Raw genomic sequence first — 19,591 nt, 5'->3', positions numbered from 1 at the left:
TCCGGTTCCGGCGCCGCCGTGACGGGTGCGGTGGTGCGTGCGGGTGCTGGGGTCCGGGAGGTGCTCAGCCCTTGACGGCTCCGGCGGACATGCCGGTGACGAGGTGCTTCTGGGCGAAGAGGAACACCAGGGCGGCCGGGATGGCGATGAGGACGGAGGCCGCGGTCATGGGGCCCCACTGGGCTCCGTACTGGTTGACGAACTTCTGGAGTCCGCCGGCCAGGGTGAGGTTCTCGTCGCCGACCAGGAAGGCGGAGGCGTAGGCGACTTCGCCCCAGGCGGTGATGAAGGAGTAGAACGCGGTGACGGCGAGGCCCGGCTTGGCCAGCGGCAGGATGAGCCGGAAGAAGGTGCCGAACGGGGTGAGGCCGTCGACCTCGCCCGACTCGTCGATCTCGCGCGGGATGGTGTCGAAGAAGCCCTTCATCATCCAGGCGCAGAACGGCACCGAGATGGTGAGGTAGGTGATGACGAGACCGGTGGGCTGGTTGAGCAGTCCGAGGGTCGACATGATGTTGTAGATCGGCACGATGAGGACGGCGACCGGGAACATCTGGGTGATGAGCAGCGTCCACATCAGCCCGCGCTTGCCGGGGAAGCGGAAGCGGCTGACCGCGTATCCGGTGGTGGCGGCGACGAAGACGCCGATCACGGTGGAGAGCGCGGAGATGATCACGGAGTTGGCGAACCAGTTGAGGAACTCGGTGTCGCGGATCAGGTTCGTGTAGTTGACGAGCGTCGTCTCGCGGAAGAAGTCCGTGGTGGTCGCGTACTTCGCGGGCTTGAGCGAGGTCAGCAGGACCCACAGCACCGGGAAGACCGCGATCACCGAGGCGACGATCAGGGTCAGGTGCAGGGCCACGGAGGCGAGCGGGGAGCGCTCGCCGCGCAGGCGGACCTTGCGGACGGCGTGCCGGGCGGGGGTGTCGGTCGCGGTGGTCACCAGTTGTCTCCCTGGGAGCGCAGGACCCGCCGGTAGACGACGGCGAAGACCATCAGGAGTGCGAGGATCAGCACGCCCCACGTGGAGGACTGCGCGTAGTCGCGCGGGCTGATCTCGAAGGAGAACTTGTACGCCTGGGTCACCAGGATCTGGGTCGCCTCACCGGGTCCGCCGCGGGTCAGCAGGAAGATCACCGGGAACATGTTGAAGGTCCAGATGGTGGAGAGCAGGACCACCGTGGTGGAGACCGGGCGCAGTCCGGGGAGCGTGATGTGGCGGAAGCGCTGCCAGGCGGTCGCGCCGTCCATCTCGGCCGCTTCGTACTGCTCGGAGGGGATGGACTGGAGTCCGCCGAGGAGGGCCACCATCATGAACGGGACGCCGAGCCAGACGTTGACGGCGATGACCGCGAACTTGGCCCAGGTCGGGTCGTTGAGCCACGGGACGGCGTCGATGCCGGCGCCACCGAGGATCTTGTTGAGCAGGCCGCGCTCCTCGTTGTAGAGGAAGCGCCAGGCGAAGACGGAGACGAAGCCGGGGATGGCCCAGGGCAGGATGAGGGCCATGCGGTAGGCGGAGCGGCCGGCGATGCGGCGGTTGAGGATGTTCGCCAGGGCCATGCCGAGGACGAACGTGATGCTCACGCAGGAGACGGTCCACACCAGCGTCCAGCCGAGCGTGCCGAGGAACTGCGAGCCGGTCAGCGCGTCGACGTAGTTGTCCGCGCCGACGAACTCGTAGGTGGCGGGGATCTCGTTGACGCCGATGGAGCGGGCGACGTTGCGCTCGTCGGCGTCGGTCATCGAGAGGTAGATGCCGCGGACCAGCGGGTAGCCGATGATCACGCCGATCACCACGACGACCGGGGCGACCATGGCCCAGGCGTACCAGTGGACCGACAGCGCCCGCCTCAGGCGGCCGGGGGTCGGCGGTGGGGTGCCAGTACCGCGGCTCCGGCCGCGGGCGGTGTTCTCGCCCGCGGCCTTCACCACCGACTGGCTGGTGTGGACAGCCATCAGTCGGCCAACCTTCCTGTTACTTCCAGCCCTCGAGGAGCTTGCGGTAGGAGTCGCCGGTGGACTTGGCGGCCTTCTCCGGCGTGGTCTGGCCGGTGAGGACCTTGGTGTACTCGACGCGCAGCGGCTCGAAGAGGCTGCCGCCCTCGGGGATCCAGGGACGCTCGACGGCGGTCTCGACGACCGGCTTGAAGAAGCCGACGATCTCGCTGTCGACCGCTTCCTTCTTGGCGTACGCGGAGGTGCGGGTCGGCAGCAGGTTCAGCTCGCCGGCGGCGGTGGCCTGGCTGTCCACGGACGTCATGTACTCGACGAAGGCGTAGGAGGCCTCGAGGTTCTTGGAGCCCGCGTAGACGGCGAGGTTGTGGCCGCCCTGCGGGGCGCCCTGGGCGGCGGAGCCGGCCGGGACCGGGGCGACGCCCAGGTTGTCCTTGTCCGTGAACTCACTTCCGGTCAGGGTGTCGGCGACGGCCCAGGGGCCGTTGATCATCATCGCGACGTCGCCGTTCTTGAACGACTGCATCATGTTCTCCCAGCCGTCCGAGGCGTCCGTCTTCGCGGTGCCGTCGTCGACCAGTTCCTTGACCGCCTTGAACGCCTTGACGCCCTCGGGCTTGTCGATGGTGATGCTCTTGGAGGAGGCGTCGACCATGTCGCCGCCCTCGCCGTACAGGAAGGAGAGGAAGTAGTACGGGTCGTCGCCGCGGAGGTAGAGGCCGGTCTTGCCGGTCTTGTCCTTGATCTTCTTGGCGACGGTCTTGAGGTCGTCCAGGTTCGCGGGCGCCTCGACACCGGCCTCCTTGAACATCTTCTTGTTGTAGAAGATGCCCATGGAGTCGATGACCTGCGGGACGGCGAAGGTCTTGTCCTCGTACTTGGTGGACGCGACGGCCTGCTTGAGGAAGTCGTCCTGGTTCTTCAGGGCGGCGGTGCCGTCCAGCGGGGCCAGGTAGCCGAGGTTGGCGAAGTCCGGCGTCCAGGCGACCTCGGAACGGATCACGTCGGGCGCGCCGTCGCCTGCCTGGGCGGCGTTCTTGAACTTGTTCTGCGCCTCGCCGAAGGGCACGTTGACGTACTTGACGTCGACCTTCGGGTGCTTCTTCTCGAAGCCCTCGGCCAGCTTCTTGAAGACCTTGTCCTCGCTGCCGACGCTGGAGGTGTCCCACCAGGTCACGGTGCCGGAGAGCTCGCCCGAGCTCTTGCTGCCGCCGGACTCGTCGTCACTGCCGCAGGCGGTCGCCGCGAGCGCCAGGGCCGCGACCAGGGCGGTGGCCGTTATGCCACGTCGCATCTGAACTCCTTCAACTGCCGTACCGCTCCGTCGCGGCGCCGGGTCGACGTGAACGTAACAAGGATGAAAGACGACCGAAAGACCTTGCGGAGGATTTCTGCAAGCCTTGGCGATCGTTACATTCGCGTGTCCTCAAGGTTGCCGTCAAGCCCCTTGACGGCGGTCGTTCATCCCTGGCAGAGGCAGACACGACACGGCATATCCGCAGTGCGACGATCTGACCGCAGTCCGCGATCCGCCGCAAGTCCTTGCAAGACGTTGCCGGAAAGCCAGCCGAAGACCTCCCCGACAGCCACGCTGCGGTGCCTCCGCACCACCCCGCGCACGGTGGGCAATCCGACACGGGCCCGGTACAGTCCCATCCCATGACCGCACGGCTTGCCGATATCGCAACTCAGGCGGGGGTCAGTGAAGCGACGGTCAGCCGAGTCCTGAACGGCAAGCCCGGAGTCGCGGCGACCACCCGCGAATCCGTCCTCGCGGCGCTCGACGTCCTGGGGTACGAGCGCCCGGTGCGACTGCGCAGGCGCAGCGCGGGGCTGGTCGGCCTCATCACCCCGGAGCTGGAGAACCCGATCTTCCCGGCGCTGGCGCAGGTCATCGGCCAGGCGCTGACCCGGCAGGGCTACACCCCGGTGCTGGCGACCCAGACCCCCGGCGGCTCCACCGAGGACGAACTCACCGAAATGCTGGTGGACCGGGGCGTCTCCGGCATCATCTTCGTCTCCGGGCTGCACGCGGACACCTCGGCCGATGTGCAGCGCTACGAGCAACTGCGCGGCCAGGGCGTCCCCTTCGTCCTGATGAACGGCTTCTCGGCCAAGGTGCAGGCACCGTTCATCTCGCCCGACGACCGGGCGGCGATGCGCCTCGCGGTGACGCATCTGGTGGCTCTCGGCCACCAGCGCATCGGCCTCGCGCTCGGCCCCAAGCGCTTCGTTCCGGTACTCCGCAAGATCGAGGGCTTCCACGCCACGATGCGGGAGCAGCTGGGCCTCGCCCCGGACGAGGTGGAGGAGCTGATCGAGCACTCGCTGTACACCTTGGAGGGCGGTCAGGCGGCCGCCTCCGCCCTGATGGAGCGCGGCTGCACGGCGGTCGTGTGCGCGAGCGACATGATGGCGCTCGGGGCGATCCGGGCGGCCCGCCGGCTTTCGAAGGACGTGCCGCGCGATCTGTCGGTCGTGGGCTACGACGACTCGGCGCTCATAGCGTTCACGGACCCGCCGCTGACGACGGTCCGGCAGCCGGTGACGGCCATGGGCCAGGCCGCGGTGCGCACGCTCCTGGAGGAGATCGGCGGAACACCGGCCCCGCACAGCGAGTTCGTCTTCATGCCCGAGCTGGTGGTTCGCGGCTCGACGGCCGCCGGACCCGCAGGCGGCTCAGGGTCCCCGCCTCGTCCTTGAGGCGCAGGATGTGCGACCCGAACCCGACCGGAGGATGATCGGGGGCAGGGGAATCTCTATGGAAGACTCTCTGCCTATGGGTGAAACACAGGTGACAGCACAGGAAGGCCGGTCGACGGCCGGTCCTTCACCCATCGTGGCCGACCGGACGGCCGAGGCCGGCTGGTCCGCCCGCTTCCGCTCGCTGCGGCTGCCCCGGCGTCCCCGGCTCTGGTTCGAGATCCTGCTCATCGCGGTCAGTTACTGGCTGTATTCACTCGTGCGCAATGCCGTTCCGGAGCAGAAGGCGGCGGCCCTGCGCAACGCGGACTGGATCTGGTCGGCGGAGAAGACGCTCGGTCTCGCCTTCGAGGAAACGGTCAATCACGCGGCCAATTCCGTGACATGGCTGATCGTGTCGATGAACTACTACTACGCGACGCTGCATTTCGTCGTGACCATCGGCGTCCTCGTCTGGCTGTTCCGCCGCCACCCGGGCCGGTACGCGGCAACGCGACTCGTCCTCTTCGCGACGACGGCGGTGGCCCTGCTCGGGTACTACCTCTACCCCCTGGCGCCACCCCGTCTGATGAACGGCGCGAACTTCGTCGACACCGTGCTGGTGCACCAGACGTGGGGCTCGATGGCGTCGGGCAACTTCAAGAACATGTCGAACCAGTACGCGGCGATGCCGTCGATGCACATCGGCTGGTCGCTCTGGTGCGGCCTGACGATCTTCGCCCTGGCCTCGGCGCCCTGGGCCCGCATTCTGGGCCTGCTCTACCCGACGCTCACCCTCGTGGTCATCGTGGCCACCGCCAACCACTTCTGGCTGGACGCGGTGGGCGGCATGGCCTGCCTCGCGTTCGGTTACGCGGTCTCCCGCGCCTGGTACGGCTCGCTGCCGCACCGGCTGCCGAAGTGGGTGCCCGCCGGGTCCGGCGACGGGAAGAGCCGGCTGACCGGACTGCGCGCCGCCAGACTGCCACGCCCGGCGTCGGAACCGGAGCCGGAGTCGGAGCCGAAGTCCGTACGGGAATCCACGCCGGGACCCGCACCGGAGGCGGAGGCGCCCGAGGCGGAAGCGGCCGGGGCGCGCAGGTCGTAAGCAGCAGGTCCTCGCCGACTCCAGGTGGGCCGACACCTCACCGAGGACCGGCGGGCGTCGTCCCATGAAGCGACCCCCCGGGCTGCGAGAGGGCAAGCCCGCTCGGTGCCCGTAGGGGATGCCCCGGGGGGGGTACCCCCTGTCCCCCCAGACATCCCTGTGAGTCGCACGCCACCGGTACGACACCCGCTGACGCCGCGCCCCCGGCCTCGCCCGGGTCGCGCGGCAACCGGCGATCCAGCCCCTCCGGCGTTCGAGGTGCGGGGTCCGGGGCGGAGCCCCGAGGGGCTCCGGGGCTCCGCCCCGGGGCGAACGCCTAGGACGCCGCCCCGTAGAACCGCTCCTCCACCACCGCCCGAGCCCTCCGAGTAATCCGCCGGTAGTCGTCCAACATGTCCCCGACATGCCCCGGCTCGTACCCCAGGTACCGCCCCACCGCCGTCATCTCCCGCGCCTCGGACGGAAACGTGTCGCCCGGCCGCCCCCGCACCAGCATCACCGCGTTGCGCACCCGCGTGGCCAGCACCCACGCCTCGTCCAGCGTCTCCGCGTCCTCCGCCGGAATCAGCCCTGCCGCACACGCGGCGGCCAGCGCCTCGCGCGTCCGCGTCGTCCGCAGCCCCGGCTCCGCCCACCCGTGCCGCATCTGCATCAGCTGCACGGTCCACTCGACATCGCTCAGCCCGCCCCGCCCCAGCTTCGCGTGGAGCGTGGGGTCCGCGCCGCGCGGTATCCGCTCGGACTCCATCCGCGCCTTGAGCCGACGGATCTCGCGTACGGCGTCCTCGCCGAGCCCTTCCATCGGATACCGCAGCGGATCGGCGAGCTCGATGAACGCGCGCCCCAACTCCGCGTCGCCTGCCACCGGTTCGGCCCGCAGCAGCGCCTGGCTCTCCCAGACCAGCGACCAGCGCCGGTAGTAGGCCTCGTACGACGCGAGCGTGCGCACCATCGGCCCGGTCCTGCCCTCCGGCCGCAGATCGGCGTCGATGAGCAACGGAGGGTCGGCGGTCGGCAGTTGGAGCAGCCTCCGCATCTCGCCCACGACCGCGTTCGCCGCCCGCCCCGCCTCCTCGTCACTCACGCCCTCGCGCGGCTGATGGACGAAGAGGACGTCCGCGTCGGAGCCGTAGCCCAGCTCGTGCCCGCCGAAGCGGCCCATGCCGATGACGGCGAACCGGGTCGGCAGCGTGTCGCCCCACCGCTCGCGGACGGCGGCCCGCAGCGCGCCCGCGATGGTGGCGGCGTTGAGGTCGGTGACGGCCGAGCCGACGCGGTCGACGAGCGCCCCGTGGTCCTGCTCGGCGGGGCTGTCCTCGGTGCCGTACGAGCCGATCAGGTCGGCGGCCGTCGTACGGAACAGCTCGCGCCGGCGCACCCCGCGCACCACCGCGACGGCCGACTCCGCGTCCCCGGCCCGCCCCACCGCGGCCAGCACCTCCTGGTCCAGGTGGGCCCGGGTGCGGGGCGTGAGCCCTTCCGGGTCGCCGAGGATCGCCACCGCCTCCGGGGCCCGCATGAGCAGGTCCGGGGCGAGGCGGCCGGCGGAGAGGACCCGGGCGAGGTTCTCCGCGGCCGCGCCCTCGTCCCGCAGGAGCCGCAGGTACCACGGGGTCTTGCCGAGCGCGTCGGACACCTTCCGGAAGCCGAGGAGCCCGGCGTCCGGGTCGGCGGAGTCCGCGAACCAGCCGAGCAGCACCGGCAGCAGGGTGCGCTGGATGGCGGCCTTGCGGGAGACCCCGGAGGAGAGGGCCTCCAGGTGCCGCAGAGCGGCGGCCGGGTCGGCGTACCCGAGGGCCTCCAGGCGGTGGGCCGCGGCCTTCGCGCTGAGCCGGGACTCGGCGGGGGCCAGCTGGGCGACGGCGTCCAGCAGCGGCCGGTAGAAGATCTTCTCGTGCAGCCGCCGCACGACGGAGGCATGCCTCTTCCAGGCCTTGTTCAGCTCGGCCACCGGGTCGGTACGCATCCCGAGCGACCGGCCGAGCCGCCGCAGATCCGCCTCGTCCTCGGGGACGAGGTGGGTGCGGCGCATCCGGTAGAGCTGGATCCGGTGCTCCATCGAGCGCAGGAAGCGGTACGCCTCGTCGAGCTGTGCGGCGTCCGCGCGTCCGACGTAACCGCCCTCGGCGAGCGCCCGCAGCGCCTCCAGGGTGGAGCCGCTGTGCAGCGAGGCGTCACTGCGGCCGTGCACCAACTGGAGCAGCTGGACCGCGAATTCGACGTCCCGCAGGCCGCCGGGTCCGAGCTTCAGCTCCCGCTCGATGCGGTCGGCGGGGATGTTGTCGACGACGCGGCGGCGCATCTTCTGTACGTCGGGGACGAAGTTCTCCCGGTCGGCGGCGCCCCACACGAGCGGCGACACCGCCTCGACGTACTCCGCGCCCAGCTCGGGGTCGCCGGCCACCGCGCGGGCCTTCAACAGGGCCTGGAACTCCCAGGTCTTGGCCCAGCGCTGGTAGTAGGCGAGGTGCGAGCTGAGGGTGCGCACCAGTGGCCCGTTGCGCCCCTCGGGGCGGAGGTTGGCGTCGACCTCCCAGATGGTGCCCTCGGCGGTGGTCTCGGAGCAGATCCGCATCATGTGGGCGGCCAGCCGGGTGGCGGCCTGCATGGCCTTGGTCTCGTCGCCCCCGTCGCGCGCCTCCCCGACGAAGATCACGTCGACGTCGGAGACGTAGTTCAGCTCCCGCCCGCCGCACTTGCCCATCGCGACGACGGCGAGCCGGCACTGCGCGGCGTCCTCGGGCGCGGCCGTGCGGGCGATGGCGAGCGCGGCGCGCAGGGTGGCGGTGGCGAGGTCGGCCAGTTCGGCGGCGGTCTGGGCGAGGTCGGTGGTGCCGCACACGTCCCGGGCGGCGAGGGTGAGCAGGCACCGGCGGTAGGCGACCCGCAGCGAGTCCGGGTCGACCGCGTCGGCGAGCCCCCGCTCGAACTCGGCGACCCCGGGGTGCAGGTCGATCGCCTCGTACGTGACGAGCGCCTGCCAGTCGCGCGGGTGCCGGGCCAGATGGTCGCCGAGCGCCTCCGACGCACCGAGCACCCCGAGGAGCCGGTCGCGCAGGGGTTTGGCGGTGACGAGGGTGTCGAGCAGCACCTGCCGCTCGTCCGCCGCCTCGGCCTCCACGATCCGGACCAGTCCGCGCAGGGCCAGATCCGGGTCGGCGGTGGCCCCGAGCGCCTCCAGGAGGACCGGATCCGACCGTACGGAGGCGAGCTCGTCCAGGTCGAGGAGCTGCTCGGCGGCGGACGGGTCGGTGAATCCGTGCCGCAGCAACCGGGTGAACGTACTGCTCCTGCGCCCCGGCACCGTCGTCATTGCACGCTCTCCCGCCGCCCGAACCGATCTGCGTAACTGCTCGGCCGCTTCGTCTGCCGGCGTCACAGCACTCCGAGCCTAGTCCTGTGCCGATGAATTCGGGGCGGGGGCGGAGTCCACCTACGGGGAAAGCACCTGACGGCACCCCTTGACGCCCTCCCGGAGGAACCATGTCCACGACCGAGCGCCCCCAGCCCGCCCGTCTCCCGGCGACCGAGCTGCACTCCGGCTACAGCAGCGAGGGCGCCACGGTCCGCCCGTGGCCGGAGGCGGCCGCCGTGCTCACCGATGCCCCGCTGTACTGGCTGTCCACGGTCCGCCCGGACGGCCGCCCCCATGTCACCCCGCTGATCGGCATCTGGTCCGACGGCGCCCTCCACTTCTGCACGGGCCCGCAGGAGCGCAAGGCACACAATCTGGCGGCCAACCCCGAGGTGGTCCTGACGACGGGCGCGAACACCCTGGACTCCGGCTTCGACATCGTGGTGGAGGGCCGGGCGGACCGGGTGACGGACCACGAGCGGCTGACCGCCCTGGCCCGGGGGTGGGAGGCGAAGTACGGCGCGGACTGGCACTTCGACGTCGAGGACGGCAGCTTCGTCCAGGCGGAGGCGGGCCACGCCCACGTGTTCGCGGTCCACCCCCGTACGGCCTTCGGCTTCGGCAAGGGGGAGCCGTACAGCCAGACGCGCTACCGCTTCGGGTGATCCTCCGAGGAGCTGTTCGCCGCCGTCCCGACGAGGACGGTGGCGTACAGCTCCTCGGAGACCAGGACCCGCGGGCTCAGCCCGGCGGCGCGCAGGACCCCGACCGCCGTGTCCCGCTGCCGCTCGCTCGCCTCCACCAGCAGGCTCCCGCCGGGCGCGAGCCATTCGGGCGCTTCGGCGGCGACCCGGCGCATGACGTCGAGGCCGTCGCCGCCCCCGTCCAGGGCGACGCGCGGTTCGTGGACGCGGGCCTCGGCGGGCAGCAGCTCGACGTCGTCGGTGGGGACGTAGGGGACGTTGGCCAGCAGCACGTCGACCCGGCCGCGCAGGGCGGCGGGAAGAGGAGCGAAGAGATCGCCCTCATGCACCCGCCCCAGCTCGCCGACGTTGCGCCGGGCGCAGCGCACGGCGGCGGGTTCGACGTCGCAGGCGTGCAGTTCGGCGGCCTCCGACGCGGCGGCGAGGGCGACGCCGAGCGCGCCGGACCCGCAGCAGAGGTCGACGACGACGGCCCGGCGGGGCGCGAGGGCGGCGGCCTGCGCCACCAGGAACTCCGTACGGCGGCGGGGCACGAAGACGCCGGGGTCCACGGCATAGCGGCGGCCGTGGAACTCCGCCCAGCCCAGGACGTGTTCGAGGGGCAGCCCGGCGGCGCGGCGCTCGACGAGGGCGGACAGTTCGTCCGGGGAGGCGGCGGCCTCGTGGAGGAGTCGGGCCTCGTCCTCGGCGAAGACGCAGCCGGCGCGACGGAGGGCGACGACGGTGGAGGCGAAGAAGGTGGTGGAGAGGGAGACAGCGGGGTGAACCGGCATACGAGCGAAGCCTTTCGGGAAAACCGATGGGCGCTCCGCGATCGTCCTAGACCGTCCGGTCAGCTGCTGCTGGTGCTGCCGGCCGTCCGATGTGATCGCGCGGGGTGAGCACCCAGCCTGATCCAGCGGTAATGGGTCTCACCTCCTCGGTCGATCTCATCGTTCCCCGTGGCGTACGGGGGTCGCAACAGTACAACAGCCCGCTTCCGCACCCGTACGAGGGCGCGAGAGCGGGCGGTACGAGCCGTACGGGTGGCTCAGAGATCCACGCTGTCCCGCAGCTTGGTGGGTGTCAGGAACAGTGAGGCGATGACACCGACCACGGCGATGCCGGCCGAGATGAGGAAGATGTGCCCGGTGGCCTCCCCGTACGCGGCCCGGACGACGTCCTGGACCTGGGGCGGCATGGCGGCGACGTTGAGGGTGGATCCGCCGGATCCGGAGGCCGCCGGATCGATGCCCAGCTTCGTCAGCCCGTCGGCGATCCTGTTCGCGACCTGGTGGGCGAGGACCGCGCCGAGCACGGAGACGCCCATGGTGCCGCCGAGGGAGCGGAAGAACGTGATGGCCCCGCTGGCCGCGCCGATCTCGCTGAGCGGAACGGTGTTCTGGAGGACGAGCACCAGGTTCTGCATCGACATGCCGACCCCGGCGCCGACAGCGAGCATGCCGGCCGACACCAGGACGAGCGAGGTCCGGTGATCGATGAAGGAGAGCCCGAGGAAACCGAGGGCGAGCACGACCACACCGGCGACGATGAACGGCTTGACCTTGCCGGTCTTCGACACGAGGCGTCCGGCGACGGTGGAGGAGACGAGCACGCCCGCCATCAGCGGAATGGTGAGGAGCCCTGCCTCGGTAGGCGAGTAGCCGCGTCCGATCTGGAAGTACTGCCCGAGGAAGACCGCACCGCCGAACATGGCCATGCCGACGGCGAGGCTGGCGACGATGGCGAGGGCGGGGTCCCGGCGGCGGACGACGTGCAGCGGAACGACCGGCTCCTTGACGCGCGCCTCGACAAGAACGGCTGCCGCCAGAATGACGACACTGCCCCCGACCATCAGTCCGCTCTGCCAGGAGAGCCAGCCGAAGTCGTCACCGACGAAGGTGACCCAGAGGAGCAGAAGGCTGACCCCGGCGGCGATGAGGGAGGCGCCGAGGTAGTCGACCTTGGTGTCGGGCCGGCGGACCTCGACGAGGTGCAGGGTGCGGGCGAGCATCACGGAGGCGAGCAGCGTGAAGGGCACGGCGATGAAGAAGCACCAGCGCCAGCCGAGCCAGGTGGCATCGGTGATGAACCCGCCGAGCAGTGGCCCGCCGACGGTGGCGACGGCCATGACACCGCCGAGGTAACCGTTGTAGCGGCCGCGCTCCTTCGGGCTGATCATCGCGGCGATGATCACCTGCACGAGCACCTGGAGGGCGCCCATGCCGAGCCCCTGGACGGCGCGGAACGCGATGAGTTGCTCGGTGGACCGGGCAAACCCGCAGGCGACGGACGAGACGACAAAAAGGCCGATAGCTATCTGGAGCAGCAGCTTCTTGCTGAACAGGTCGGCGAGCTTGCCCCAGATCGGGGTGGAGGCCGTGGAGGCCAGCAGGGTCGCGGTGACGACCCAGGTGTACTGCGACTGCGTGCCGTCGAGGGACCCGATGATCTGCGGGAGGGCGACCGAGACCACGGTGCTGCTGATCATCGCCACGAACAGGACGATGAGCAGCCCGCTCAGGGCCCGCAGGACGTGGCGGTGGTCCATGGGTGCGGCGGCGGGGGCCCCGGCCGGGGCGGCGGTGTCTGCTGCGCTCACGCGCAACCTCCGGAAAGTTCGTACGAGAGGCCCGTACGTGGCGGTGGCCACGGGGTGGTCCGCGCGCGACGCCGGTACGGGAGGGAGAAGACTTCACCATACATGCACACTGCGCAATTTTGCCCACTGAGCAACAATCTCGGACCCGGGGGATAATGCCCCCATGGACAGCAGCACCGCGGGACCGGGCCTCCGGGAACGCAAGAAGGAAGCCACCCGACAGGCCGTGCACGAGGCGACCCTGCGCCTGACGGTGGAACACGGCTTCGACCACGTGACGGTCGAGGCGGTGGCGGACGCGGCCGGAATCTCCCGCCGGACGTTCTCCAACTACTTCACCAACAAGGAGGACGCCCTCCTCTACGGCGAGGAACAGCAGATCAGGGCCCTGGTCCGCACGGTCCGCGACCGCCCCACCGACGAACCCGCCTGGCCGGCCCTGCGCGCGGCGGTGGCCCAGTTCGCGGAACGCGTGGCACCACCGGAACGCGAATGGGCGGTACGCACCCGCCTGGCGATGCGCCACCCCTCCCTCCTGGCCCGCCAGCTGGCCAACCACGCCACCCTCGAACGCGACCTGGCCGAAGCGGTGGCCGCCCGCCCGGGCCCGTCATCCGCCCCTGTCCGCCCGATCGTCCTGGCGGCGGGCTTCCTGTCCTCGCTCCGGATCGCGATGCGCATGTGGATCGAGGAGGACCTGGCACGGGAGCCTGCGGCGGTGATCGACGAGATCCTGGACGAGATGGGGCGGGGGTTCGTATAAGGATGGGGGGTCTGACCTTCCCCGCGAGGCCTCAGCAGCTGACCAGCGCCTCGCGCAACGTGTTCCCCGTACGCCCGGGAAGTGACTGGCACAACGACTCGACCCTGGAGCGGACCAAGCCGCCCCGGTAGGCAGGGGGAAGCTGACGCCAGACATCGAGGGCGAGGCCGGCCGCAGTGGCCGGATCGCCGTCCGCCCGGACACAGGCCGCACCATCGACGGCGACCAGCGCGCGAGTCATGACGGACGGGGCCTTGGTGAGCGCGAGTGCGGACTCCTGCTCGGCGTACGCCTCGCGGGTCCGCTCCATGAGCGTGAACGCCTGGGAAAGGTGCACGTGGTGCTTCTGCGGCGGGTAGCCGAACCAGGTATCGGCCTCCTGCGCCGAATCGAGTCGCGCGGCGGTGGCGCGGGCGTCACCGACCGCTCGCAGCGCGCCCTCCCGGTCTCCGACGGAGGCGAGTGACCTCGCAGTCACGGCCGCAGCCAGAGCAGCGGCAGCACTCGGAGACCGGCCGGCTTCGGCTCGGGCTCGCATGGCCATCACAGCGGCGGCGTTCGGGGCTCCGTAGTTCAGCGGCACCATCGCGTGCCGACTGAGTACCCAGGCGAGCATGTGGCGATCGCCGGACTCGCGAGCGGCCTGCTCGGCCGTGGCGAACCAGCCGACCGCGTCCCGCTGCTCGCCCCGATCATGCTGGATGACAGCCACCAAGCCGGTGATGCCGGCGGCCGTGCGCGCCAGGTCTTTGCGCACCGCAGCCGGGTGAGGGCGTCCGAGAAGCTCCCGCAGCAGGTCGAGGTCGGATTTCATCTGCTCCAGCACTTCATGGGGCGGACGCCCCCGGTATCCACCGCGATGACGTTCGAATGCCCCGTTCAAATAGGCGAGATCGCTGCCGTCCGAGGCGGACAGGCCCGCATTGATCCCCTGCCGCGCCTCCGAGATGTCCGGCACCCCCGCCATTCCCGTAGCCGCCGCTGCCACGCCGAGAAACTTCCGTCGGTCCACTACCGAGCCCTCCTCCCTCTTTTCTTGATCAATCAGCCGATAGAGCCTTCGATGGCGTCGGCTGGCCACGACGGCACGAACGATTTCCTCCGTGGACCTGCCGTAGCACTCGGCGAGCAGTGCGTGCCAGATCGGCGTGGGCAGGCGCCGCTCGGTCTCCCAGCGCTTCAAATTCTCCGGGTCGAACCACTTTCCGCCCTGAGCCGCTTGTAACACCGACGCTTGTTCTTCACGCGTCAGGCCAGCTGCTTCGCGGCTTCCCCTCAGCAGTGCCCCGATGCCTTCCGGCGCCATCATGCCCGTCCTCCAAGCTCCTGGAAGTGTCATGTCGAGTTCTGGCCCCCCAAAGCGGCCCCTTGGCAGGAATTTGCACCACTGGATGGCCCACGACTGTTGTCCCGTAACGGAGTTGAGTAAACACCAGCAGGCGTAACGACCGGATGGAACAAGCCTTTCCCGAGTGTGGGCATCCCATTCGAGTCCAGGGCGTGTTCCGACGAAAGGGATTCTCGTGAGGCATGTGAGCTGCCAAAGCTTCTACTTGGTGCGCGCCGACACTTCGGCGGCGATCAGCCGTCGGCGGCTGCTCGCCCTCGTCAGCGCCTGGCGCCTGCCCAAGGACGAGGACAGCCACCTGGCTATGACCACGGTGGTCTCGGAACTGGTCACCAACGCCGTGTCTCACGGAGCCGGCTATCTGCTCACGGTGACCGTGCGTGCGGACATCGGCCGAGGCAGGCTCTTGATCGAAGTCCACGACAGCTCCCCGGTTCTGCCCCGGTTCCGCCGCCCAAGCCTTGGCTCCGAAAGCGGCCGGGGCATGGTGCTCGTCGAGCACCTGTCGATCGCCTGCGGAGCCGAGAACACCTCGCGGGGCAAGCGGGTCTGGGCAGAGCTGGCCCTGCCCATGGAGCCATCGGCCAAGCGACGGTCCCTCGACCTTCGTTGCGCATCGCAAGCCGTCGTCCAGCGGTTCCTCAACGTGCTCCGGCCTCTCGTCCGTACGGGGCCCGGGGTCCTGACGGTTGTCAGCGACCGCTGACAGATCACGTTCCTCACACCCGACCCGGTCCGTTCAGCCCGGCGTCAAGTCACCCATCGCCCAACAGAAGGAGAACGTCATGAACCCACTTCAGATCGCGGAGAACACCGACGAGAACGACCTGCTCCCTGTCGAGATCGGTGAAGCGACCGTGCTCACCGAGGGTCAGGGCGGCGGCCAGAGCGAGGACAAGCGCCGCGCCTACAACAGCTGATTCTTTCTCGTGGGTGCGGGCCCCAGCGCCCGCACCCACGGGTTGACCTCGACTCTGGAATTCTGAACATGATCTTCGGTGGTAGCGGTTTCCCTTCCCGACCGGGATTCCGACCCGCGGGATCTCGCCATCTCTCTTCGCGGCTCCACACCTGGGCGCTCGGTGCCGTTCCGGTCCGGTCGGTGACCAGTCCCGGCGATCGGCGACAGGTGCTCATCCTGGGGCGGTGCGGAGCGAAGGAATCCGATCTGCACCGCCTGAGTCCGGCGCTGCCCGAGGACGTCGCCTGGAGGTGGCCAGGCACCTACACGGTCATCGAGGAATCCGAAGAAGCCGTCGTGATCCATACCGACCCGGCCTCCGCTCGCCCCATCTATCTCGTCGGCCACGACGACGGGTGGGTATGGTCCAGCTCAGCCCGGGCTCTGGCCTCACTCACTCGTGCCACGGTGGACGTGGAACGCCTCGCCTGCTCGATCTTCCTGCCGTCGGTTCCCGCGCTCTGCGAGGGACGAACATTCTTCGCGGGTGTCGAACAACTCCCACCAGGGTGCCGGATCGTTCTGCCGGTCGACGGAAGCGCCCCTCGGACAACAACAGCGTGGATTCCAGATCCGGACGAGTCTCGACCACCCGCAGAGCATCTGCGCACGGCGCTCTTCACATCCGTCACCGAAAGAGTCGTGTCGGATCCAGGGGTCTCCTGTGACCTCTCAGGCGGACTCGACTCCACCTCTGTCGCTGCTCTCGCCGCTGTCGCTCTCCCGTACGGCATGCGGCTCAACGCCATCACGATCCATCCCGAGGGCGACACCGCGGGCGCGGACCTGCGCTACGCACGCCAGGCAGCCCATGCGTACTCCGGGCGGATCAATCACCGTCTGCTGGCGATGTCGGCGAAGCACCTGCCGTACACCGCGATGTCTGCCGTTCCGGCGACCGACGAACCGGCTCCCTCCACGATCACGCAGGCCCGGCTCATGGGGCAGTTCCGCTGGTTGCGGCAGGAATGCGGAACCCGCACCCACATGACGGGCGACGGCGGCGACAGCCTGTTCTTCCAGCCACCCGTCCACCTTGCCGACCTCGTCCGCCACGGCCGCATCAGGCGTGCCGTGAGCGAGGCATTCGGCTGGGCCAGGCTGCGCCGCGCGTCTCCCGTACCCTTCGTGCGCGACGCTGTCCTCGTCTCACGGACGGCCCGCGCTCGCGCCCTATCCGAACTCGTCGATTCCATCGGTGGAAGGCGACGCAGCGACGATGGAAGGGTCGGCTGGTTTCCCCTGATGCCCCATCCCTCGTGGGCCGGTGCCGCCGCGCCTGCCCTGCTGAGCGCCAGCGCGCTCCGAGCCGCCTCGGCCCCGGACGGGATGCCTGGCCTCGACGCCTCGGTACGCACGCTGGTGGACGAGGTCCGCGAAGTCGCACGCACCGCTGCCGCGGACGCCGAACTGGCCGCGGCCTCGGGGATCGATCTCAACAACCCTTTCCTCGACCCGTTGGTCGTGGACGCCGTACTCCGGACGCCCATCGACCTGCGTCCCCCTCTCCACTCCTACAAACCGCTTCTGGGCAAGGCGATGGCTGGTCTATTACCTCGTACCGTCGCAAACCGGCAGGCCAAAGGCAGCTTCGACGCGGACCACTACGCAGGCCTCCGGGCCAACATGCCCGAACTCCTTGAACTGGCACACGGGCACCTTGCAGAAATGGGGCTGATCGATGCCGCACATCTGGTTCCGTCCCTGGGCCAGGCTGCAGCCGGCGTGCCCATGCCTCTGGCCACTCTCGAGCAGGCTCTCAGCGCCGAGGCCTGGCTGGTGGCGCACGCTCGAGAACCTGAGCCCGTGTGGACCTCCACGCCTGCGGGACCGTGTCATGACTGACGTTTCGCCGTTCGCTCACGCCTCCCGGCACGTCCGTGCCGTCGCCTTCCCCCACGTCCTGGTTCTCATCGACTACCGGACCGGCCATGTGCAGTGTCTGCTGCCGAAGAGCGCGGCTCACTGGCAGGAGGCGGCCCGATCCGGTCGGCTCACCGCAATGCCGCCACCACTGGCGGCCCACCTGATCCGCACAGGAGTTCTGTCCCCCACGCAGAAGCACACGCCATGGGACATGCCGCTCTCGGCACCAGCTCCTCCGGCAAGTTGGGGCGGGGCCGAGCATCCGGCGGGGCTCACACGGGGAACCGGCCCCTTCAGCGCGAAGGCAGCCGCTGCTCTCGCCGCAACATGGGCTATCAAGCGGTCCGGTAATAGGAAGCGGGCGATGAACCGGCTCATCGTGGCTCTGCGGGCGTCCTCCTCCACGACGCGTCGACCGGCTTCTCCCACAGAGGCAGCGGAGGCAGTGCAGGCCGTTCGCCGTTCCGCGTGGCATGCGCCCGTAAGAACTGCCTGCCTGGAAGAATCGGTCGCTGCCACGCTCCTGCTCGCGACCCGACGGCTCTCCGTCGTCTGGTGTCATGGAATCGCCGCGGACCCTGTCCGACTGCACGCCTGGGTGCAGACTGTGGACGGGGCTTCGGTCGCCGAACCGCCCTCGACCCTCGCGTACACACCAGCGCTGACCATCGGAGCCCGCCATCAGCACCGCCTCTGAACCCGTTCTCTGGATCGGCACCGACACCTGTGCGCTCGGCCCGTATCGAGCGGACCTGGTGGAGACGTACTGGCGTTGGGAACAGGACCCGGCACTCCTGGTCGGCTACGGACGCCAGCAGCCGGTGTCCCTGGAGTCGCGCACGGAGGGCATCGCCCATCAACTGCGCGGGGACAACATCCGCTTCACCGTGTACGACCTCGCCACCGGCAGTCCGGTACCGGCGGGTGTGGCCACGCTGCTGCCCGACCCGTCCGTACGCACGGCGGAGTACGTCGTGATGCTCGCCCCCGAGGCACGCGGACGCGGACTGGGCACGGTCGCCACCCGGCTGGTCCTCGACTACGCGTTCCACATCACCAACCTGCGGATGGTCTGGCTCAAGGTCCTCGCCCCCAACAAGGCGGGTGTGCGCGCCTACGAGAAGGCCGGCTTCCGCACCGCGGGAACCCTCCGCGAGGCGGGCTATTGGCTGGGGACGGTGTGCGATGAACTCCTGATGGACGCGCTGGCATCGGAGTTCACCGGACCGTCGGTCATCACGGCCTGACCCGCCGAAGCCGGGCGCGCGGTTACGGACAACGGGTTACGAGTTACGGGTCCGGCTCACGGACGACCGAAGATGCCGGACCCGAAGGGAGCCCGGCATCAACGCCCTCTCCCCCGTTCAGGAATCCGGCTGATCGACGCGGATCTCGTACGCGATCTCCCACCGGATGTCCGGCACGGTGATGTTCGCCGTCTCGACAGGACGACCGTCCCGGTCGAAGTACGTGCGCTCGATCTCGATGACCAGGTCGCCGACGGAGATCCCGAGCAGATTCGCCTGCTCACGCGTCGCGCGGGCCGGGCGGGGCAGTTCGATGCCGGTGGCGATGTTCACGTCGATGGAACGCATGCGCTCGACGACGCCGAGCTTGCCGAGCGGCCCCATCTCCGGGAGGAGGACCGGCGTGCCGTCGGTGATGGCCATCGGCTCCCAGCTCTTGGCGAGTTGTACGGGCAGGCCGTCGGCGAGGAACTCGTAGTCGGTCACGACACAGAGGTCGCCGGGCTCGATCGCCAGCCGTTCCGCGACGTCCTCCGTTGCGGGGACACGCGCCGTGCTGGTGCACTCCCAGTCCGCCTCGTGATCGAGCTCCTTCATGGCCGAGGCGAAGGGGCTCTTGCCGTGCTGCTCGCGCTGACGTGAGCGGACCATGCGCCGGCGCTCGCGGGCACGGCGGACGTACGTACCGGATCCGGAACGGCCTTCGAGGATGCCCTCGATGATCAGCCGCTCCATGGCTCGCTGCGCCACGGACTGGCCGACGCCGTACTCCTCGGCGAACCGGGCCCGGGACGGCAGCTTGTCCCCCACCGCCCATTCGCCGGCCCGAATGCGAGCCCGCAGAGCATCCGCCACCTTCAAGTACGGCGTATCACGTGGCATTTGAGCAGCTCCGTGTGTTCGGCGTCGATATGGGCGTCGCTGTTGACAAAGCTAACCCATCAGGTTGAAGCTGAATACTCAGCATTACATGGAGTGACATTCGGTTCACCAGGGGAGAAGTGTGCGCTCTGCACAAGC

The 19,591-nt window shown here is 69.6% G+C and carries 17 protein-coding genes; 9 read left to right on the top strand and 8 right to left on the bottom strand.

Going from position 1 to position 19,591, the window contains the following annotated elements:
• Positions 1 to 64: 64 nt before the first annotated feature.
• From AC0VY3_RS09220 to AC0VY3_RS09210, 3 genes are read right to left on the bottom strand one after another with little or no spacing between them, the layout of a single operon-like run.
• Positions 65 to 943 (bottom strand): sugar ABC transporter permease, encoded by an 879-nt coding sequence (locus tag AC0VY3_RS09220; protein WP_065489316.1) that lies wholly within the window; start codon positions 941 to 943, stop codon positions 65 to 67.
• Positions 940 to 1,959: a carbohydrate ABC transporter permease gene (locus AC0VY3_RS09215; RefSeq protein WP_103509061.1), complete on the bottom strand. Its 1,020-nt coding sequence runs from the start codon at positions 1,957 to 1,959 to the stop codon at positions 940 to 942. Before AC0VY3_RS09215 ends, AC0VY3_RS09220 begins: the two co-directional genes overlap by 4 nt.
• A gap of 19 nt (positions 1,960 to 1,978) precedes the next feature.
• The gene (locus tag AC0VY3_RS09210; protein WP_475549388.1) at positions 1,979 to 3,250 is read right to left on the bottom strand and encodes an extracellular solute-binding protein; all 1,272 of its coding nucleotides are present in this window, start codon (positions 3,248 to 3,250) and stop codon (positions 1,979 to 1,981) included.
• A 365-nt stretch (positions 3,251 to 3,615) separates the two neighbouring features.
• Here AC0VY3_RS09210 and AC0VY3_RS09205 point away from each other — a divergent pair, with 365 nt between their 5' ends.
• Positions 3,616 to 4,659 carry a LacI family DNA-binding transcriptional regulator gene (locus AC0VY3_RS09205; protein ID WP_103509059.1) on the top strand — a complete coding sequence of 348 codons (1,044 nt, stop codon included), beginning with the start codon at positions 3,616 to 3,618 and terminating at the stop codon, positions 4,657 to 4,659.
• A gap of 76 nt (positions 4,660 to 4,735) precedes the next feature.
• Positions 4,736 to 5,746: a phosphatase PAP2 family protein gene (locus AC0VY3_RS09200; RefSeq protein WP_475549387.1), complete on the top strand. Its 1,011-nt coding sequence runs from the start codon at positions 4,736 to 4,738 to the stop codon at positions 5,744 to 5,746.
• Between the two features lie 316 nt (positions 5,747 to 6,062).
• Here AC0VY3_RS09200 and AC0VY3_RS09195 read toward each other — a convergent pair whose 3' ends face one another.
• Positions 6,063 to 9,059, bottom strand: a complete 2,997-nt coding sequence (locus AC0VY3_RS09195; protein ID WP_475549386.1) for a bifunctional [glutamine synthetase] adenylyltransferase/[glutamine synthetase]-adenylyl-L-tyrosine phosphorylase — start codon at positions 9,057 to 9,059, stop codon at positions 6,063 to 6,065.
• Positions 9,060 to 9,229: 170 nt separating this feature from the next.
• Here AC0VY3_RS09195 and AC0VY3_RS09190 point away from each other — a divergent pair, with 170 nt between their 5' ends.
• On the top strand, positions 9,230 to 9,766 hold the full coding sequence (locus AC0VY3_RS09190; protein ID WP_475549385.1) for a pyridoxamine 5'-phosphate oxidase family protein: 537 nt from the start codon (positions 9,230 to 9,232) through the stop codon (positions 9,764 to 9,766).
• On the opposite strand, the gene AC0VY3_RS09185 is transcribed toward AC0VY3_RS09190, so the two are convergent.
• Both AC0VY3_RS09185 and AC0VY3_RS09180 read right to left on the bottom strand, forming a co-directional pair.
• On the bottom strand, positions 9,751 to 10,578 hold the full coding sequence (locus AC0VY3_RS09185; protein WP_103509055.1) for a putative protein N(5)-glutamine methyltransferase: 828 nt from the start codon (positions 10,576 to 10,578) through the stop codon (positions 9,751 to 9,753). The genes AC0VY3_RS09190 and AC0VY3_RS09185 overlap by 16 nt on opposite strands.
• A 257-nt stretch (positions 10,579 to 10,835) precedes the next feature.
• Positions 10,836 to 12,386, bottom strand: coding sequence for an MDR family MFS transporter (locus tag AC0VY3_RS09180; protein ID WP_475549384.1), 1,551 nt, complete (start codon positions 12,384 to 12,386; stop codon positions 10,836 to 10,838).
• Between the two features lie 163 nt (positions 12,387 to 12,549).
• Here AC0VY3_RS09180 and AC0VY3_RS09175 point away from each other — a divergent pair, with 163 nt between their 5' ends.
• The gene (locus AC0VY3_RS09175; protein WP_137232798.1) at positions 12,550 to 13,149 is read left to right on the top strand and encodes an acyl-CoA-like ligand-binding transcription factor; all 600 of its coding nucleotides are present in this window, start codon (positions 12,550 to 12,552) and stop codon (positions 13,147 to 13,149) included.
• Between the two features lie 31 nt (positions 13,150 to 13,180).
• Here the strand turns inward: AC0VY3_RS09175 and AC0VY3_RS09170 are convergent, their stop codons facing one another.
• Positions 13,181 to 14,458 carry a twin-arginine translocation signal domain-containing protein gene (locus tag AC0VY3_RS09170; protein WP_475549383.1) on the bottom strand — a complete coding sequence of 426 codons (1,278 nt, stop codon included), beginning with the start codon at positions 14,456 to 14,458 and terminating at the stop codon, positions 13,181 to 13,183.
• A 247-nt stretch (positions 14,459 to 14,705) separates the two neighbouring features.
• Between AC0VY3_RS09170 and AC0VY3_RS09165 the strand changes: the two genes are divergently transcribed.
• The 5 genes from AC0VY3_RS09165 (at position 14,706) to AC0VY3_RS09145 (ending at position 18,571) form a co-directional block, all read left to right on the top strand.
• Positions 14,706 to 15,203 carry an ATP-binding protein gene (locus AC0VY3_RS09165; protein ID WP_475549382.1) on the top strand — a complete coding sequence of 166 codons (498 nt, stop codon included), beginning with the start codon at positions 14,706 to 14,708 and terminating at the stop codon, positions 15,201 to 15,203.
• Positions 15,204 to 15,282: 79 nt separating this feature from the next.
• The gene (locus AC0VY3_RS09160) at positions 15,283 to 15,417 is read left to right on the top strand and encodes an albusnodin family lasso peptide (RefSeq protein WP_107057946.1); all 135 of its coding nucleotides are present in this window, start codon (positions 15,283 to 15,285) and stop codon (positions 15,415 to 15,417) included.
• A 68-nt stretch (positions 15,418 to 15,485) separates the two neighbouring features.
• Positions 15,486 to 17,303, top strand: coding sequence for an albusnodin/ikarugamycin family macrolactam cyclase (locus AC0VY3_RS09155; RefSeq protein ID WP_475549381.1), 1,818 nt, complete (start codon positions 15,486 to 15,488; stop codon positions 17,301 to 17,303).
• Positions 17,296 to 18,021 (top strand): lasso peptide biosynthesis B2 protein, encoded by a 726-nt coding sequence (locus AC0VY3_RS09150; protein WP_406224132.1) that lies wholly within the window; start codon positions 17,296 to 17,298, stop codon positions 18,019 to 18,021. Before AC0VY3_RS09155 ends, AC0VY3_RS09150 begins: the two co-directional genes overlap by 8 nt.
• 13 nt (positions 18,022 to 18,034) lie before the next feature.
• Entirely contained in the window at positions 18,035 to 18,571 is a 537-nt protein-coding gene (locus AC0VY3_RS09145; protein ID WP_050495592.1) for a GNAT family N-acetyltransferase, read from the top strand.
• A 117-nt stretch (positions 18,572 to 18,688) separates the two neighbouring features.
• Here AC0VY3_RS09145 and AC0VY3_RS09140 read toward each other — a convergent pair whose 3' ends face one another.
• Positions 18,689 to 19,453, bottom strand: a complete 765-nt coding sequence (locus AC0VY3_RS09140; protein WP_103509053.1) for a GntR family transcriptional regulator — start codon at positions 19,451 to 19,453, stop codon at positions 18,689 to 18,691.
• Positions 19,454 to 19,591: the final 138 nt, after the last annotated feature.

Source organism: Streptomyces sp. iso_384, from assembly GCF_056172905.1.
This window is presented reverse-complemented; position numbering and strand designations above follow the sequence as displayed.

Bases quoted from the DNA above. Each gene is read 5' to 3' on its own strand.
- AC0VY3_RS09215 (WP_103509061.1), bottom strand. From the start codon at position 1,959: ATGGCTGTCCACACCAGCCAGTCGGTGGTGAAGGCCGCGGGCGAGAAC.
- AC0VY3_RS09210 (WP_475549388.1), bottom strand. From the start codon at position 3,250: ATGCGACGTGGCATAACGGCCACCGCCCTGGTCGCGGCCCTGGCGCTC.
- AC0VY3_RS09205 (WP_103509059.1), top strand. From the start codon at position 3,616: ATGACCGCACGGCTTGCCGATATCGCAACTCAGGCGGGGGTCAGTGAA.
- AC0VY3_RS09200 (WP_475549387.1), top strand. From the start codon at position 4,736: ATGGGTGAAACACAGGTGACAGCACAGGAAGGCCGGTCGACGGCCGGT.
- AC0VY3_RS09195 (WP_475549386.1), bottom strand. From the start codon at position 9,059: ATGACGACGGTGCCGGGGCGCAGGAGCAGTACGTTCACCCGGTTGCTG.
- AC0VY3_RS09190 (WP_475549385.1), top strand. From the start codon at position 9,230: ATGTCCACGACCGAGCGCCCCCAGCCCGCCCGTCTCCCGGCGACCGAG.
- AC0VY3_RS09185 (WP_103509055.1), bottom strand. From the start codon at position 10,578: ATGCCGGTTCACCCCGCTGTCTCCCTCTCCACCACCTTCTTCGCCTCC.
- AC0VY3_RS09175 (WP_137232798.1), top strand. From the start codon at position 12,550: ATGGACAGCAGCACCGCGGGACCGGGCCTCCGGGAACGCAAGAAGGAA.
- AC0VY3_RS09170 (WP_475549383.1), bottom strand. From the start codon at position 14,458: ATGATGGCGCCGGAAGGCATCGGGGCACTGCTGAGGGGAAGCCGCGAA.
- AC0VY3_RS09160 (WP_107057946.1), top strand. From the start codon at position 15,283: ATGAACCCACTTCAGATCGCGGAGAACACCGACGAGAACGACCTGCTC.
- AC0VY3_RS09155 (WP_475549381.1), top strand. From the start codon at position 15,486: ATGATCTTCGGTGGTAGCGGTTTCCCTTCCCGACCGGGATTCCGACCC.
- AC0VY3_RS09150 (WP_406224132.1), top strand. From the start codon at position 17,296: ATGACTGACGTTTCGCCGTTCGCTCACGCCTCCCGGCACGTCCGTGCC.
- AC0VY3_RS09140 (WP_103509053.1), bottom strand. From the start codon at position 19,453: ATGCCACGTGATACGCCGTACTTGAAGGTGGCGGATGCTCTGCGGGCT.